This is a genomic window from Pedobacter sp. ok626 (genome assembly GCF_900100435.1).
GTDB lineage: Bacteria > Bacteroidota > Bacteroidia > Sphingobacteriales > Sphingobacteriaceae > Pedobacter.
In genome coordinates, this window is sequence record NZ_FNEX01000004.1 from 153,053 (window position 1) to 169,998 (window position 16,946).

13 protein-coding genes and 5 tRNA genes are annotated in these 16,946 nt (G+C 39.2%); 16 read left to right on the plus strand and 2 right to left on the minus strand.

From position 1 onward, the window contains the following. Positions 1-40: 40 nt before the first annotated feature. Positions 41-475, plus strand: coding sequence for a DUF2147 domain-containing protein (locus BLS35_RS07140; RefSeq protein ID WP_090779273.1), 435 nt, complete (start codon positions 41-43; stop codon positions 473-475). Beyond that, the gene (locus BLS35_RS07145; protein ID WP_090779274.1) at positions 476-1,492 is read left to right on the plus strand and encodes a WD40/YVTN/BNR-like repeat-containing protein; all 1,017 of its coding nucleotides are present in this window, start codon (positions 476-478) and stop codon (positions 1,490-1,492) included. 305 nt (positions 1,493-1,797) lie between these two features. Here the strand turns inward: BLS35_RS07145 and BLS35_RS07150 are convergent, their stop codons facing one another. Then, positions 1,798-2,187, minus strand: coding sequence for a VOC family protein (locus tag BLS35_RS07150; RefSeq protein ID WP_090779276.1), 390 nt, complete (start codon positions 2,185-2,187; stop codon positions 1,798-1,800). Between the two features lie 116 nt (positions 2,188-2,303). Between BLS35_RS07150 and BLS35_RS07155 the strand changes: the two genes are divergently transcribed. Next, positions 2,304-2,687: an SMU1112c/YaeR family gloxylase I-like metalloprotein gene (locus tag BLS35_RS07155; protein ID WP_090779279.1), complete on the plus strand. Its 384-nt coding sequence runs from the start codon at positions 2,304-2,306 to the stop codon at positions 2,685-2,687. Between the two features lie 84 nt (positions 2,688-2,771). On the opposite strand, the gene BLS35_RS07160 is transcribed toward BLS35_RS07155, so the two are convergent. Beyond that, positions 2,772-2,845: transfer RNA gene (locus BLS35_RS07160), tRNA-Cys, on the minus strand. Positions 2,846-3,147: 302 nt separating this feature from the next. Here BLS35_RS07160 and BLS35_RS07165 point away from each other — a divergent pair. From BLS35_RS07165 to sufD, 13 genes are all read left to right on the plus strand, one after another. Further along, entirely contained in the window at positions 3,148-3,666 is a 519-nt protein-coding gene (locus tag BLS35_RS07165; RefSeq protein ID WP_090779281.1) for a hypothetical protein, read from the plus strand. A 136-nt stretch (positions 3,667-3,802) separates the two neighbouring features. Then, positions 3,803-6,889 (plus strand): AsmA family protein, encoded by a 3,087-nt coding sequence (locus tag BLS35_RS07170; protein WP_090779283.1) that lies wholly within the window; start codon positions 3,803-3,805, stop codon positions 6,887-6,889. Between the two features lie 24 nt (positions 6,890-6,913). Beyond that, a complete protein-coding gene (locus tag BLS35_RS07175) occupies positions 6,914-7,405 on the plus strand; it encodes a regulatory protein RecX (RefSeq protein WP_090779285.1) in 492 nt (163 codons plus the stop codon). A 129-nt stretch (positions 7,406-7,534) separates the two neighbouring features. Then, positions 7,535-7,607 (plus strand) — tRNA-Gly (locus BLS35_RS07180). Between the two features lie 69 nt (positions 7,608-7,676). After that, a tRNA-Leu gene (locus tag BLS35_RS07185) sits at positions 7,677-7,761 on the plus strand. 41 nt (positions 7,762-7,802) lie between these two features. After that, positions 7,803-7,875, plus strand: a tRNA-Gly gene (locus BLS35_RS07190). A 64-nt stretch (positions 7,876-7,939) separates the two neighbouring features. Further along, positions 7,940-8,024 (plus strand) — tRNA-Leu (locus tag BLS35_RS07195). 138 nt (positions 8,025-8,162) lie between these two features. Then, positions 8,163-9,095 carry a phosphodiester glycosidase family protein gene (locus tag BLS35_RS07200; RefSeq protein ID WP_090779288.1) on the plus strand — a complete coding sequence of 311 codons (933 nt, stop codon included), beginning with the start codon at positions 8,163-8,165 and terminating at the stop codon, positions 9,093-9,095. A 246-nt stretch (positions 9,096-9,341) separates the two neighbouring features. Continuing rightward, entirely contained in the window at positions 9,342-12,362 is a 3,021-nt protein-coding gene (locus tag BLS35_RS07205) for a chondroitinase-B domain-containing protein (RefSeq protein WP_090779289.1), read from the plus strand. Between the two features lie 24 nt (positions 12,363-12,386). Then, positions 12,387-13,292 (plus strand): PorP/SprF family type IX secretion system membrane protein, encoded by a 906-nt coding sequence (locus tag BLS35_RS07210; RefSeq protein WP_090779291.1) that lies wholly within the window; start codon positions 12,387-12,389, stop codon positions 13,290-13,292. A gap of 108 nt (positions 13,293-13,400) precedes the next feature. Beyond that, entirely contained in the window at positions 13,401-14,846 is a 1,446-nt protein-coding gene (gene sufB, locus BLS35_RS07215) for a Fe-S cluster assembly protein SufB (RefSeq protein ID WP_090779292.1), read from the plus strand. Between the two features lie 18 nt (positions 14,847-14,864). Next, positions 14,865-15,623 (plus strand): Fe-S cluster assembly ATPase SufC, encoded by a 759-nt coding sequence (sufC, locus tag BLS35_RS07220; protein ID WP_090779295.1) that lies wholly within the window; start codon positions 14,865-14,867, stop codon positions 15,621-15,623. Positions 15,624-15,647: 24 nt separating this feature from the next. Then, positions 15,648-16,946 carry a Fe-S cluster assembly protein SufD gene (gene sufD, locus BLS35_RS07225; RefSeq protein WP_090779297.1) on the plus strand — a complete coding sequence of 433 codons (1,299 nt, stop codon included), beginning with the start codon at positions 15,648-15,650 and terminating at the stop codon, positions 16,944-16,946.

Below are 16,946 nucleotides of genomic sequence, written 5' to 3' on the forward strand. Positions count from 1 at the left end.
GGGGATATTTAGTATCTTTAGATAAACACTAATTATACCTATGAAGCATTTAACATTTATATTGCTATTTACAGCAATTTCCTTAGTGGGCTTAGCCCAGACCAAAGATGCCGTTGTCGGAACATGGACGAACTCGTTAGGTGAGGCACATATCGATATCATCAAAAAAGGTGATAAATATTTCGGTAAGATTGTTTGGCTAAGAGACCCTAAAACTGAAAAGGGGGAGATTAAAACAGACGTAAAAAATCCAGAAGAGAGTCTAAGATCTAAGCCTGTTCTTGGTTTGGAAATTTTAAAGAACTTTATTTTTGAAGATGGAAAATGGACCGGTGGTACCATTTATGATCCAAAATCGGGTAAGACCTATAAGTGTAACATGGTCTTGAAAGGTAATGATGAGTTACACATGAGAGGTTATATTGGCTTCTCATTGATTGGTAGAACGGAAATCTGGAAAAGAATAAAAAAATAGATGAAATCTCTAATTTACTGGCTGGCTTTTTTACCGTTTATAAGTTTTGCACAAACTTATAAACTGATACCCTTAACAACAGGTACGAATACGAGCATAAGAGGAATGTCTGCTGTTTCGGGAGATGTGGCTTGGGTAAGTGGAAGTAATGGGTATATCGGTAAAACTATTGATGGGGGTAAAACCTGGCATTGGACACAGCCTGCCGGATACGAAAAATTGGATTTCAGAGATATTGAGGCTTTTGATGAACAGAAAGCTATTGTTGTAAATGCTGGTTCGCCAGCCTATGTTTTGTTGACCATTGATGGGGGTAAAACATGGACGGAACGTTATAAAAACCTGGATTCGGCCATATTTTTAGATGGAATGGATTTTTGGGATGCAAAAAATGGGATCATCTTTGGTGATCCCATTTTACATAAAATGCAACTGCTACGGACAAAGGATGGTGGACAGAGCTGGAATGATATTTCGGCTAATCTGACATTTGATATGACTGTAGGTGAAGCTGGATTTGCTGCCAGTGGCACAACGATCAAGACCTTGCCGGGTGGCAGAACCTGGATTGCTACCGGTGGTGCGGTGGCTAATATTTATTTTTCCGATAACTATGCTTATACCTGGAAACGATTCTCCTGCCCAATTGTTCAGGGTGAATCTAGTGCCGGAACTTTTTCAATGGCATTTTATAACAAAAACAAAGGTATAGTAGTTGGAGGGAATTATCTGAAGGATAAGGAGAACTCCAATAATGTTTTACTGACCACGGATGGTGGGAAGACCTGGAAAAAGCCGATTACACCTGTTAGTGGTTACCGCTCTGGTGTAGCTTATCTAACGGCTAAAGTTTTACTGGCAATAGGCAGTTCTGGGACTGATATTTCGCAGGATGGCGGATTGAAATGGTACAATATTTCTGATCTGGGCTTTAATGTGGTGCAAAAATCTAAAAAAGGCAATTTGGTATTGTTAGCCGGCAATAAGGGCTACATCTATAAAGTCCTTTCTCAGTAGTTTAAATCAAATTTCTCGTGATTAAGGCAACCTGGATTTTATCGGGGTTAGGATAGCATTTGCTCAATCGGCCGCTAATAACCGGGTGTTAACCAGAAGTTAAACGGACACTACTCGGACAAACCCGCGTAGTATCCGGGTAATCTCCGGTTAATGTCCGGGTAATGTCCGGGTAAATAGGGGTAGGAGCAAGGTGGCTGTTCGGTATTGGACTATTACTATTTGTTACTTTAATTAATCTTTTTGTCGATTTATTTCTTATTTGTTTGTTTTTTATTGTCGATTAACGATATCTGAATTTCCATTTATTTCATCGAAAACAGTCCGAAATGATTTCCTTCTGAATCCATACATACAGAGATAAATCCATACTCGCCAATAGAGAATTTTGACTTGTTAACCATTCCGCCTGCATTGGCTATGCGGCTTTCTTCGACACTACAATCTTCACATGGGAAATAAACCATAGTATTGACACACGCACCATCACCTTCTTTTGTTCCTGCCATCTCAATTAAGGCACCTGATACGCCTTGGTTTTCTGGGGCAGAGAAAAATGCCATTTTCATATTTGCAGATTCACTTGGATCAGCCATGTCTCTAAATTTAGTTCCTAAAACAGTACTATAAAATTTTTTCGCTCTTTCCATGTCCTTAACATAGATTTCAAACCAGCAGATTACATTTTGATTCATGTTCTTAATATTTAGAATGTTATATGATTATAAATTTACCTGAAATAACCAGAAATATGCGTCGGTAATTACGGCATATTCAAGGTGCATATGCGACAAATATGTAATTTTGTGCCATGATAAATAAGGTTCACCACATCGCTATCATTTGTAGCGATTATGAAGTCTCGAAGGCTTTTTATACTGAAGTTTTAGGGTTTACCATAATAAGAGAGGTTTATAGAGCTGAAAGGCAATCGTATAAACTGGATTTGGCGGTGAACGGGATTTATGTAATAGAGCTTTTTTCTTTTCCTGAGCCTGTGAAGAGGCCATCTCGACCGGAAGCAGCAGGTTTAAGACATCTGGCTTTTGAAGTAGATGATCTGGAGCTTGTAATTGCGAGGGTGGAGCGTAAAGGGGTGGAGGCAGAGCCTATCAGAATTGATGAGTTTACGGGTAAGCGCTTTACTTTTATTGCTGATCCAGATCAACTGCCGATAGAGTTTTATGAAAAATAAAAAAGCCAGGTCATCCAACCTGGCTTTTTAAACAAAACTTAGATCTAACCAAACATCTAAATGCAGTCAATATAGAAATTGTACTGGACGTCAAGGGCGGATTCGAACCGCCGTCAAAGGTTTTGCAGACCCTTACCTAACCACTCGGCCACATGACTATATGTTCATCGTTTAAGCGATTACTAATGCAAATATATATAAAGTCTATAAATTTACTAGACTTTATTCTAATGAATTTAAGATTATGTTTTAAGTGGTTGAAAATCAGGTTATTTATTTTTATTTAATGTCTTGTTATAAGCTGGGTAGCATGTGCTGAAGACTTTTTGATGTCGTGATTGCCCCCTTTAATTGTCGTGTTGTGCCAGTAAAGGTCTTAAGCGTAATACTTAATTTTATGTACATAAATTGGTTAAACAAACAGATGTGGATTCATGTTAACCATTAAAATCATAAAATTATGGAAACTAAAGAAGCGAGTCTTAAGGACACTAAAACAGCGAGTACAAGAACTGAAGGATTGCTTACCTTATTTGATATGCAAACTACCTTTTTTAATCGGGCAATAGATGGGATTACAGCGGAGGACATGCATAACCGTTTAAATACTAAAGCAAATCATATGGCCTGGCTTACAGGATCGTTGGTGCAACAGCGCTACTGGATGACTACAGAAACACATCCAGGGCTTAAACAAAAGGGGGAGGAACTGTTTAAAGATTATAAGGGAATTCAGGATGATGCTACGTATCCTACGAATTCGGAATACATTAGTGATTGGGAAAAATTTACACCAATTGCCCGGGAGGCCCTGGTAAGCATTTCGGATGAAAAACTGGATAGTGAGATGGATATGGGTGGGATGAAAATGACCTATTATGAGATGATTTCTTTTACGATATATAGGGAGGCCAGTATTATTGGGCAGCTTGCTTTATGGCGTAGGTTGTTAGGCTATCCGGCATTGAAGTACGATTAATAATGCCTTTTATAAATTGTAAATCTGCCTTAATTTAACTATGGTAATTATGCCATAGTTAAATTAAGTAGCAGTCGTTTAGTTAAATAAAAAATTATCTTTGTAGCTGCTGCAAGGATTTAAATTTTTTATAAAATTGAAAAGAGTTTTAAAAATTACAGGAATAGCTTTCGCTACGGTATTCCTACTGTTATTCGTTGGTCCATATTTGTTTCCAGAGACCATTTCTAAAGAAATACAAAAAGCTATTAATAAAAATATAAAGGGTGAGGTAAAGTTTGAAAGTACTAGTCTTTCTTTTTTTAAGCATTTTCCATCTTTAACCCTTAGCCTAAATGAGTTTATGCTTAAAGGAGCGGCTCCGTTTGAGCAGGATACATTGCTATATAGTAAAGAACTGTCTTTTGGTGTTAATTTGAGTACGATATTCTCGTCGCAGATCAAGATCGACAAGGTGTTTTTAAATGAGTCCGTTATTAATATTAAGGTGGATGAAAAGGGAAATGCGAATTATAATGTTTATGAAAGTAGCGATACAACAACGGCTGTAAAGCAGGATACTGCCGCTACAGCTATAAAAATTGAAAGTATATATATCAATAAAAGTAAGCTTACTTATCAGGATCAATCTGTACCGATGTTGATAAGTGCTAGCGGATTAAACTATTCTGGAAAGGGCGATTTGAGTAAAGCTATTTTTGATCTGACCAGTAATGCCAAAATCGAGGCACTGGATGTTTATTATAACAATGAGCCTTATTTGCTGAATAAAAAAATAAATGCCCGATTGGTAACTAAGATCAATACCAACTCCTTAGATTTAATGTTCAATGAAAATGATTTGCAGATTAATTCACTGCCAATTCATTTTGTGGGCAAGTTTTCTTTTATAGAGGGTGGCTATGACATAAATTTTAGGACAAAAGCTAAAGAAACTGATTTGCATAATATTTTTTCGGCCATGCCACCAGCTATTGCCGAGCGTATGGAACGGACAAATATGAAGGGCTATGCTGAGATAAAAGCTTCCTTAATAGGTAAATATTTGGCAGGTAAGAATATCATGCCTACGCTATCATTTAATTTAAAAATACGTGAGGGAGAGATTTCTAATCCAAAGGTACCTGAGCCTATAAGTAAGTTGTATTTAAACCTTCAAACCAAGTTACCATCATTAAATCCTGACAGTTTGTATGTCAATATGGATAGTCTTTATTTTAATATAGGGAAGGATTATGTTGGAGCTATGGTAAATTTAAGAGGTTTAGTTACGCCGGAAGTATACATGCAAAGTCGTGCAAATATAGATTTAGAGAAGTGGGCAAAGATTTTTGAAATAGATCAGCTTAAGGGCCGATTCGCAATGGATTTTCATGCGGAAGGAACTTATACAAAAAAGGTAGTACGCAGCGGACTTAGGAAAGTAGATACGGTAATCGCGACGATCCCTAAATTTAAACTGGTAAGCTCGTTAAAAGACGGTTACTTTAAACATCACGCGGTAGCGTCGCCAATAGATAAGATCAATTTTAACATCAATGGTACAAATCCGGATGGTGATTATAAACATACTGAGCTTGAATTGACAGATCTGAATATCCAGGCTTTATCTAATTATATCCGAGGCTTTGCGAAGTTGCGGACTTCGGGTAAAACTCCAATTGATGTAGAATTAAATGGTTTGTTGAACTTTGCTGAAATCAAGGATTTTTATCCATTAAAAGATTTGGAACTGAGTGGTAAGTTAAATCTGAATGTGAAGAGCAAGGGGGGATATAACAAAGCTAAAAAACAATTCCCTGTTACTGAAGCTGCAATTTTATTGAATAATGGCCGAATTAAAACGGCCCATTTTGATCAGGCACTAGAACAGATTTCTGTTGATGGGGTACTAACAAATAGAGATGGCACGCTAAAGAGCACGATAATGAACATTAAACCCGTCTCTTTTCAAATGGGCGGTCAACCATTTGAGTTGAAGGCTGCGGTACAAAATCTGGAAAATGTGAAGTATAAGATTACTTCGAAAGGGAGTATTGATATTGGTAAAATGTATCGTTTGTTTGCTATAAAGGGTTACGATGTAAAAGGATCGATTTTTACTGATGTATCTTTTAGTGGCTTGCAGAGTGATGCTATGGCCGGTAGATATAATAAGTTAGACAATAGGGGGAAAGTGACTGTTAAGGAAATGACTTTGAACTCGGATCTGTTTCCGAAGTCGTTCCTGGTAAATAAGGGCGTATTTTCGTTTAACCAGGACAAGATGAAGTTTGAACACTTTAAAGGAAGTTATGGTAAGTCTGATTTTAGTATGGAAGGCTTTCTGGGCAATGTAGTTAACTATGTGCTTGCGGATAAGGCTAAGTTGACGGGTAATTTTAACCTGAAAAGCGGAAAGTTATTTGTTGACGAGTTGATGGCCTATAATGATGGAGGCAGTACTGCAGCGAAAGGAAGTAAGGCTGCAACAACGGGAGTGGTCATCATTCCTGATAATTTAAATGTATCGGTAACCGCCAATGCTGGTTCGGTTTATTACAACGGATTAGATATAAAAAATGCTAAGGGCAATCTGGTATTAAATAATGGCACATTGAACCTAAATCAGGCCGCGTTTAATTTAGTTGGTGCTGCGGTAACTATGGATGCTAAGTACAAAAGCTTAACACCAGTATCAGCCACTTTTGATTATCGTGTGCTTGCAAAGGAGTTTGACATTGCAAAGGCGTATAAAGAAATTAAATTGTTTAGAGATTTAGCGACTTCAGCTTCAAAGGTTAAAGGCGTTGTTGGATTGGATTATCAATTATCCGGTAAGTTAGATGGCAATATGATGCCCGTATATCCATCTTTAAAGGGACAGGGGGTACTTTCTGTTAAAAAAGTAAGTCTGATGGGCTTTAAGTTTATGAATGCCGTAAGTAAGGCTACTAATAGAGATAGCTTAAGTAACCAGGATGTATCGGAGGTGCAGATCAAAAGTACTATAGCAAAGAATATCATTAATATCGAAAGGTTTAAAATGCGTGTTGCTGGCTTCAGACCTCGTTTTGAAGGTCAGGTGAGTTTTGATGGTCGTTTAAATATGAGTGGTAGACTAGGATTGCCACCATTTGGCTTGTTTGGTATTCCTTTGAGCATTACTGGAACGCAGGAGAAACCTAAGGTGGCATTAAAGCGTAACAAAGAAGGTAAACTGGAAGAGACAGCAGCGGAGTAATTTTTAGCATTTCTGAAAAGCATGATGGAAGAAGGGCAAGAAAAAAAGAAGATTAAACTGGACAAGAAGGCAGCTTTAGCAAAAGCTGAGCATTATTGTGCTTATCAGGAGCGTGCACAGCAGGAGATTCGTGATAAATTATACGAGTGGGGCTTATGGTCGGATGATGTTGAAGAGTTGATTTCGGAGCTTATACAGACGAACTTTTTGAACGAGGAACGCTTCACTGAAGCTTATGTTTCGGGCAAGTTCAAGATCAAACGTTGGGGAAAGATTAAAATAAAGCAGGGCTTAAAACTAAAAAGGATACCAGATAAAATGATTCAGCGTGCGCTGAATGCAATTGATTACGATGATTATTTGAATGCTATTTTGATTACAGCACAGAAAAAAGCTCCTTTAATTAAAGAAAATGATCCTTTTAAACGGAAGTATAAACTGATTAGCTACCTCATGAGCAAAGGATTTGAAAAAGATTTGATAATTGATGTATTGAAGGCCAGTGAGTTAGTTTAGAAGGTGTTTTTTTTATTAAAAATAACTTGGAGGTAAAATAAAAGTCTTTATATTTGCAATCCCAAACGGAAACAAGATAAGTAATTATCTAGCTCTAAAAAGGGAAGACATCGGATGATGTTAATCAATGCGAAAGTAGCTCAGTTGGTAGAGCACGACCTTGCCAAGGTCGGGGTCGCGAGTTCGAATCTCGTCTTTCGCTCTAAATATTTTCAATACCAGGAAGATATTTATAAAATTAATCCTATCGATGTAAGTTGATAACGATTATGCTCAGATGGTGGAACTGGTAGACACGCAGGACTTAAAATCCTGTGACCTTAAAAGTCGTGCGGGTTCGATTCCCGCTCTGAGTACAAAAGACTGCATGTTATAGATGTAGCAAAACAATACCAATGCGAAAGTAGCTCAGTTGGTAGAGCACGACCTTGCCAAGGTCGGGGTCGCGAGTTCGAATCTCGTCTTTCGCTCTAAAGCCTTCTTCAAAGAGGGCTTTTATTTTAAAAGATATTTCCCCACGGATATTGGGAAAATGCTCAGATGGTGGAACTGGTAGACACGCAGGACTTAAAATCCTGTGACCTTAAAAGTCGTGCGGGTTCGATTCCCGCTCTGAGTACAATTAGAAAGAGAGAATTTCAGCAATGAGGTTCTCTCTTTTTTTGTTTACGATATTCTTTGCAGAATTATTCTCCTTGATTCAGAATCCCATTTGTTATGTATAAATGTTAACTTAACATCTTAATAAGATAAGCCTATGAAAAAGTGTTATATGTTATTTTGCGCTTTACTATTAAGTCTTCAATTGCTTGCGCAAACGGACTCTATTGCATTGGTCAATGCTGAATGGGCTGTCAAGGAACTGACTCCCCAGGTTTATTGGAAAAACATACATTTTACGCATCGCAATCTGTTTGCTGCAAATGAAAACATCAATTTGATCATTATATCCCCACACGCTAATGGCATTCGTTTAGCAGTTGGTTATTCTGATTCATTAGAAACCACCTCGCAACAAGCTATGAAATACCATGCGCTGGCAGGTATTAACGGTTCATTTTTTAAAATGCGTGGTGCAGATCCAGATGATCATCCTGGATTAAATCAGGTACCCAAACTGGAACCTTCGAAACTTGATTATAACCGCTCAATCACTTACTTGCGAAAAGACGGCCAGTTGGTGGCCCCGAATAAAATAGTCGCCAAGCAAACGGCACGAAAAAGATATCAACAGGGACTTATTGCAGTGAATGATAGTGGTATGGTTATTTTAAGTGCCGATACGCTTAATTTTGATTGGGAAAATAGTATCCAGGCACAGGATGTGATGACTTCAGGACCATTGCTGTTGCTAAATGGTCAAAATTTACCTATTTCTGCGGATGCATTCAGTCAGAAGCGTCACCCTCGTACTGCGGTAGGTAAAATGATTGATGGTTCTATTGTGTTATTGGTGGTGGATGGCCGTGCAGAAGAATCTGCAGGTATGAATCTAAGCGAACTTCAACAAACCATGCGCTGGCTGGGATGTGTCACAGCCCTTAATCTGGACGGTGGGGGATCATCTGCGATGTACATCAAAGGGGAGCCTGAACAGGGCGTGGTGAGCTACCCCGCAGACAACAAGAAATATGACCATGCTGGGGAGCGTGAAGTAGCAAATACCATATTGATTGTTCCTACTTATTAACTGAATAGTAAAATCCAATTGATAATAAAGCCTTTTAGCGAAAACTAAGAGGCTTTTTGCTGTCTATTTGTGTTGGTTTGGTTTTTCAACCCTCAATTAATTTCTTAAACTATTTTGAAGAGTCATTTTAATGATTACATTTGGTTCACCAATAATTGGTTTACCAATTATTGGTGAACCAAATGTAATCGCTAACCAAACGAAAAAGTGTGAGGTTTAACCACCTTGTACTTTAAAACCAAAAGTATGAATAAACTAGCATTGTGCCTTTGCATGATACTGGGGCTATTTTTAGTTGATAAAACTAAGGCCCAGGTTGCATTGCAAACTTCATTTGAAACAACAGATGGGTATGTTTCAGGAAACCTAAATGATCAGAACAATTGGAAAGTAAAGGCCGGAAATGCGGTCGTCTCGGCAACTAATACTGTTAAATCCGGTTCTCAATCTGTGAATATGAAGGCCGACAACGCTGCGTTGTTGGTGGATTTTATTCCTTACTCGGGCATTGTGGCAGGCCTAACGGGTGATATTTATACGGATATTTGGTTAAATCCGGTCTCATTTGCGACAAAAGGAGTAGCTATCAATGCCTATGATTTGTTTGGGAACAGCGCTAAGCGGATATTTGTTATTGAGCTCAGTACTGATAACAAAATCAAAGCCTATAACGGCTCTGCTGCGGTTAATATTGGAGTATGGACCAGTAAAGACTGGGTGAGGATCAGTGTTAAAGCTGATTTGGCTGGAGAAAAATATAAGGTGGCCATTAACGGAGTACTTGTTGATACGGAATTTAACCTCAGGGAAAGTTATACACCTACGGCAAGTGGAGCCCGCATAGCATCTATTAAGCAATTTCACTCTCTTCGTTTTAATCACACTTCGGATAGTCAAGTTGCCAGTTCTGAATTTTTTATAGATCAGATGTATATTGGGACGAATCCAATACATGATATCTCTTTTGGCGCCTCTGCCACTTCAAGAACCATTACGCTTAGTCAGCCCGATTATGGAACGATCACATTAAGTCCTGCGACTGCATCATATGAGCTTGGTCAGCAGGTTACAGCAACGCTTACGCTCCCACAAGGATATAAGAATAATGGTTGGACAGGGGATCTTAGCGGCACAGAGCTAGTGAAAAGTTTTTCGGTAACCGGAAATATGACCGTGGGTGCAACTACTGGGGTTGATCTCGGGAATCCACCACCACAATACGTGATCAGTATAAATCAGCCTGTAAATGGGCAAATCACCTTGTCGCCTGCAGCAGCGGATAACAAGTATTATAAAGAGACAAAGGTAACCGCTACCATCGTTTATGATGCCTGTTCTCAATTCAACGGATGGACGGGTGGACTTACAGGAAATGAATTATCGAAATCAATCACGCTGAGCGGAAACCTAACGATTGGCGCTAATATCGGCGAGATTACAACCCCGGCCGTTAAAAGAGTTGTAACCACGGTTGCCGAATTTAAAACTGCTTTGAGTGCTATGAATCCGGGGGATGTCATTGAAGTGGAAGATGGGAGTTACAACCTTAGTGCTTTAACGATAACACGTTCTGGCTGTCAGACCAAACCTATTGTTATCAGGGCTAAAAACCAGGGGAAGGCTATTTTAAATGGCAATACGGCATTAACCCTTGAGAGTTTAAAGTATTTGACTATTAAAGGCTTTTCCTTTCAAAGTGCTTCAATAGGTACAGGGATTAAAATACAGAATTGCAGTAGGGTACGGATCACCGGGAATATCTTTGAAATTAAAGAAACCAGCTCATGCAATTGGATTTATATAGGTGATACTTTTGCCAGTCCGCTACCGTTGCGCTCTGGTCACAATCTGATTGATCATAACAGCTTTGATGGTAAAACGCAATCCGGTAAGTATATCGTGCTGGATGGAAATTATAATCAGCAGTCACAGCACGACACCATTAGTTATAATGTGTTTAAAAATAATGGCCCAAGGGCTGCCAATGAAAAAGAAAGCATTAGAGTGGGCGTAAGCCCTTTGTCTAAAAGCAGTGGATTTACAGTGATAGAATACAATCTTTTTCAGGATTGTGATGGAGATCCTGAAATCGTATCGATAAAATCATGCGATAATACGGTAAGGTTCAATACTTTTCAGCGCTGTCTTGGGACGCTATGTCTGCGCCAGGGGACAGGTACTATTGCCGAAGGAAATTATTTCTTTGGTGAGGGTAAGACTGCGGTGTATACCGATCCTGAATCCGGGGCCAGCAATACCATTGGTTGCGGTGGGGTTAGGGCTTATGGGAAAGGCCACAAAATTCTTAATAACTATTTTCAGGGACTTACAGGCTCAAAATGGGATGCGGCAATTACTTTAACAAATGGGGATGTGACAAATAGTTCCAGTAGTCTTTCAGATCATTACTTGCCAGAAGATATCACTGTAGCTTTTAACACATTTGTTAACAACAAATCGAATATTGAGATTGGGTTTGATAACAATGGGAAGTATCCTAAATATCCGATAAACTGCTCCATTTCAAATAACATTGTTGTCGATAATACCGCTCCTATTGTAAAATCATTTAGTACTGCTGCGCTTGCAGGGCTAAGCTTTGCCAGTAATATCATGTACCCAACAGGTTTGTCTTCGATTGGAATCAGTGCTACCCCAGATCAGATCAGGAACATTGATCCTAAGTTGGTACAGCCCAAATGCAAAGACTTAAATGGGGCTTGCGCAGATCATTTGGCTTACAAGGTTTTAAGACTCGATCAGTGGAGTCCGGCTATAGACGCTGCAAAGGGAGATTTTAATGAGGTTTCTGTTGATTTTGAAAGGCAACCGAGGACAGGGGCCAAAGATATTGGCGCAGATGAATACAAAGGCAATAGCCCGATTTTTATCAGTGCGCTTGAGCCGAAATTTGTAGGGCCTTCGGCTATACCATTTGCCTATGAAGTAGTATACGACGAAAAACCAAAACCTGAGGAGCCTGTTGAAAAACTTTACCCTATGGAGGCCGCAAATCTGCTCACTCCGGATGGAGATGGGGTAAACGACAGATGGATCATAGAGAATATTAAAATGTATCCCAATAATGAGGTCAGCGTATTTGATAAGGCCGGAAGATTGGTTTATTCTAAAAAGGGCTATGATAATGAATGGGATGGAATGTTGAATGGAAATCTCCTGAACGAAGGTACCTACTATTATATGTTAAGTACAGGGGCGTCGGAAAAGAAGATTAAAGGCTTCATCACGATCATCAGAAATAAATAGATTTTAAACTCAAGCGAATTTAATATGACATTATCATTTTATGACAATGGTCTCCGTTGTAAAAAAAAGAGCGCATTAATCGTCCTGTTCTCTTTTGTATTTATGCTTCATGCAAATGCACAGCTGAAGCCTTTGGCTGCAGCTTTTTATCAGAACCAGTATTTAATTAATCCTGCTATGGCTGGCTTAGATGGGGGGACTTCCTTCGATTTAAGCTATCGTAAACAACTCAATTCTGTACCTGGTGCCCTGACGGAGCAGGCTTTGACAGGTACTTATGCTTTTGATAAAGCTGCCATAGGGCTAAACGTGTCCAATGAAAAGGCTGGGCTGCTAAGGCGGACAAGGGTACTGGGGAGTTATGCTTACCACTTACAACTAAATGAGAAAGATAAGTTGCATTTCGGCCTTTCCGTTGGGATTTTGAATGAAAAAGCTGATGAGCGTTCCATAAAAGGTGATGCTACTGATGTGAATATAAGTCGTTTTAATGAACGTGGTGCTGTTATAGATGGCGATTTTGGTGTGGCTTACACCGGTAGGGGAATAACCGTTCAAGGAGCAATTCTTAACCTGAATAACTTTATGGATAGAGATAAAAGGAATCAAATGAATTACTCCACCTTCTTTACTGCGCTTAGCTATAAGTTTAATATGGGTAAACAGTATGGAGATGTTGGCCTGGAACCTAAGCTTTGCTACAGAGGTGTTAAAGAAGCTGATGGTATTGTGGATGGAGGTCTGAATGTAACTTTTGCTCAGGATAGGTTTAATGTCTTTGGTCTGTACCACAGTTCGGAAAATGCAACATTTGGTTTTGGGATAAAATATAAGACCTTAAGTTTTTCTGGTATCTACTCTTCAGTTCCTCATGCATTTAGCGGATATACAAACGGTGATTTTGAATTGGGACTTGGTTTAAGGCTGTAGCTTAAAGCCATCGCAAATCTTACATTTCTCTGTTTATACTCTTTTGTATAAATAAGCAAAAGGGGGTATCTTTGGGGTATAGTCTAACGGTTCAAAAAATATTTGAATATGAAAGAGAAACAAGGTCCCCTGGAGCAGGCCGTATCAAATGATTATAAGTACGGATTTGTAACAGATATAGATACCGACACGATTGCAAAAGGTCTTAATGAGGATGTAATCCGGCTGATTTCCCATAAAAAGAATGAACCGGAATGGATGCTCGAATGGCGACTCAAAGCCTATGCCTATTGGTTAAAAATGGTAGAGCCCGACTGGGCGAATGTGAAATATCCGATAATTGATTATCAGGATATCATCTATTATGCAGCCCCGAAGCCGAAAAAGCAATTAAACAGTTTGGATGAAGTAGATCCTGAGTTGTTAAGCACTTTCGAAAAACTGGGTATTTCTTTATCCGAGCAAAAGCGTTTAACTGGTGTTGCCGTAGATGTGGTGATGGACAGTGTTTCTATCGCTACTTCCTTTAAGGAGCAGTTGGCTGAGATAGGTGTCATCTTTTGTTCCATCAGTGAAGCCATACAGCTACACCCAGAATTGGTGAGAAAGCACTTGGGTTCGGTAGTGCCCATGACTGATAACTATTTTGCGGCTCTAAACTCAGCCGTGTTTACTGATGGGTCTTTTTGCTATATCCCTAAAGGGGTACGCTGTCCAATGGAATTGTCCACTTACTTCCGTATCAATACAGAAAATGCAGGTCAGTTTGAGCGTACGCTAATCGTAGCCGAAGATGAAAGCTACGTGAGTTACCTTGAGGGCTGTACTGCGCCAATGCGTGATGAGAACCAGTTGCACGCCGCTGTTGTGGAATTGATCGCTATGGAAAAGGCTGAAATTAAGTATTCAACGGTTCAAAACTGGTATCCGGGCGACAAAGAGGGCAAGGGTGGCATTTATAATTTTGTAACCAAAAGGGGGATATGTAAAGGAGATCATTCAAAAATTTCCTGGACTCAGGTAGAAACCGGATCGGCTATCACCTGGAAATACCCCAGTGTGATTTTAAAGGGCGATTATTCTATCGGCGAGTTCTATTCGGTAGCTTTTACCAACAATCATCAGCAAGCTGATACAGGTACTAAAATGATGCATCTGGGAAAAAATACCAGGAGCAGGATTGTGGCTAAAGGAATTTCTGCGGGTCACAGTCAGAATAGCTATCGTGGTTTGGTGAGGGCTAGTAAACAAGCAATAAATGCCCGTAATTATTCACAATGCGATTCTTTATTGCTTGGTGATAAATGTGGCGCGCATACTTTTCCATATATAGAAGTAAAAAACAAGACTGCAATTGTAGAACATGAGGCGACAACCTCAAAAATTGGTGAAGACCAACTTTTTTATTGTAGACAAAGAGGTATTGATCCGGAAGCAGCAGTTGCGCTGATTGTAAATGGATTTGCTAAAGAAGTAATGAACCAGCTACCTATGGAATTTGCCATAGAAGCACAAAAACTGCTGACCATTAGTATGGAAGGTAGTGTAGGGTAAACCGATAATTATAAGAATATGTTGTCAATTAAAAATATACACGCAAACGTAGAAGGTAAAGAAATATTAAAAGGGATTAACCTGGAAATAAAAGCCGGAGAGGTGCATGCCATTATGGGGCCAAATGGTTCTGGTAAAAGCACACTGGCTTCGGTTTTGGCAGGTAGAGAACAATATGAAGTGACGGCGGGTGAGGTGAGTTTTTTAGATAAAGATTTATTGGAACTTTCTCCTGAAGATAGGGCTCGTGAAGGGTTATTTTTAGCTTTTCAATACCCTGTTGAAATACCGGGGGTAAGCACCACCAATTTTATCAAGGCTGCTGTTAATGAGAAGCGTAAGTATCATGGTTTGGAACCTCTTGATTCAGTTTCTTTTTTAAAGATCATGAAAGAGAAAATGAAGTTGGTAGAAATTGACCAGTCGTTATTGAGCCGTTCTATCAATGAAGGCTTTTCGGGTGGTGAAAAGAAGCGTAACGAGATTTTTCAGATGGCTATGCTCGAACCAAAACTGGCTATCCTTGACGAAACGGACTCTGGTTTGGATATTGACGCCCTGCGTATTGTTGCCAATGGTATCAATAAACTGCATAGTCCAGAAAGGGCCGTATTGGTGATTACCCACTATCAGCGCTTGCTGGATTATATCCAACCTGATTATGTTCATGTACTGTACAATGGAAGAATTGTGAAATCGGGGACTAAAGAACTGGCCTTGGAACTAGAAGAAAAGGGCTACGATTTTATTACTGAAGGAGTTGATTTAAATGCTTAACAGCAGATTTTAAAGCAATAGACAATGATTGATTTAACTTATTTAAATGACCGGTTTGAACACTTGCAACAAGCAAGTGCTGATGATGGTATTGCTGTAATTAGAAAAAATAGCTTCGACAGCTTTAATAAGACTGGTCTACCTACTTATCGGACGGAAGATTGGAAATATACCAGTATCAGTAACTTGTTTGATGAAAGCTTTGCGCAAGCCGGACATACGATTACACTTGCTGATCTGGACGCTTTACGGATGCCTGGGCACCATAAAGCTAACGAGCTGGTGTTTGTAAATGGACGCTTTGATGCTACACTTTCTAATATTCTTTCTACCGATGATGAGTTGACTGTTTTATCATTAAAGGATGCCGCAAAGGGTGAATACAAGGATTTAGTAGCTCGCTATTTAAATAAAAGCAGCGAATATATGAAGGATGGTGTTCATGCATTGAATGGCGCTTTTATTGAAGAAGGAGTTTTTGTGTATATCCATAAAGGGAAAACACCACAACATCCCTTGTATATATATCATATTTTAGATGGCAGGGATCATCCTGTGATGGCGCAGCCCCGCGGGTTAATCTATGTTGCTGAAAACAGTAGGTTACAGTTGACAGAGACTTATGCAACTTTAGGGGTATCTGATAGTTTTTGCAATGGGGTGCTAGAGGTAGTAGTTGACCAAAATGCTTATGTAGAGTATTATAAAATACAAAATGATAAAAGCAATGCCAGTCAGGTAAGCACGACTCATATTACCCAAATTGGACGTAGTTACGTACACACGGTAACTGTAACCCTAAATGGGGGTGTTGTTCGCAACAATATGAACCTGGTACTTGATGCAGCGGGTAATGAAACTCATTTATACGGCCTTTATTTGTTAAAGGGTAAGACTCATGCTGATAACCATACGATGATTGACAATAAACAACCCAATTGTTTTAGCAATCAATTGTATAAGGGCATTGCTGATGATTTCTCGACTGCTGTATTTAATGGTAAGATTATGGTGCAGCCTGATGCGCAGAAAACCAATTCCTTTCAATCCAATAAAAATATTCTGTTATCAGATAACGCAACTATAAATACTAAACCACAGCTTGAAATATTTGCTGATGATGTGAAATGTTCGCACGGTTGTACCGTAGGGCAGCTTGATGAGGAAGCCTTGTTTTATTTAAGAGCAAGAGGCATCCCTAAAGATAAAGCGGAAGTATTGCTTTTACAAGCTTATGCAGCTGATGTTTTGGCTCATATTAAACCGATGGCTATTCGTGCTTACGTGGAAAAACTGATTTACGAACACTTATCTATTGTGTAA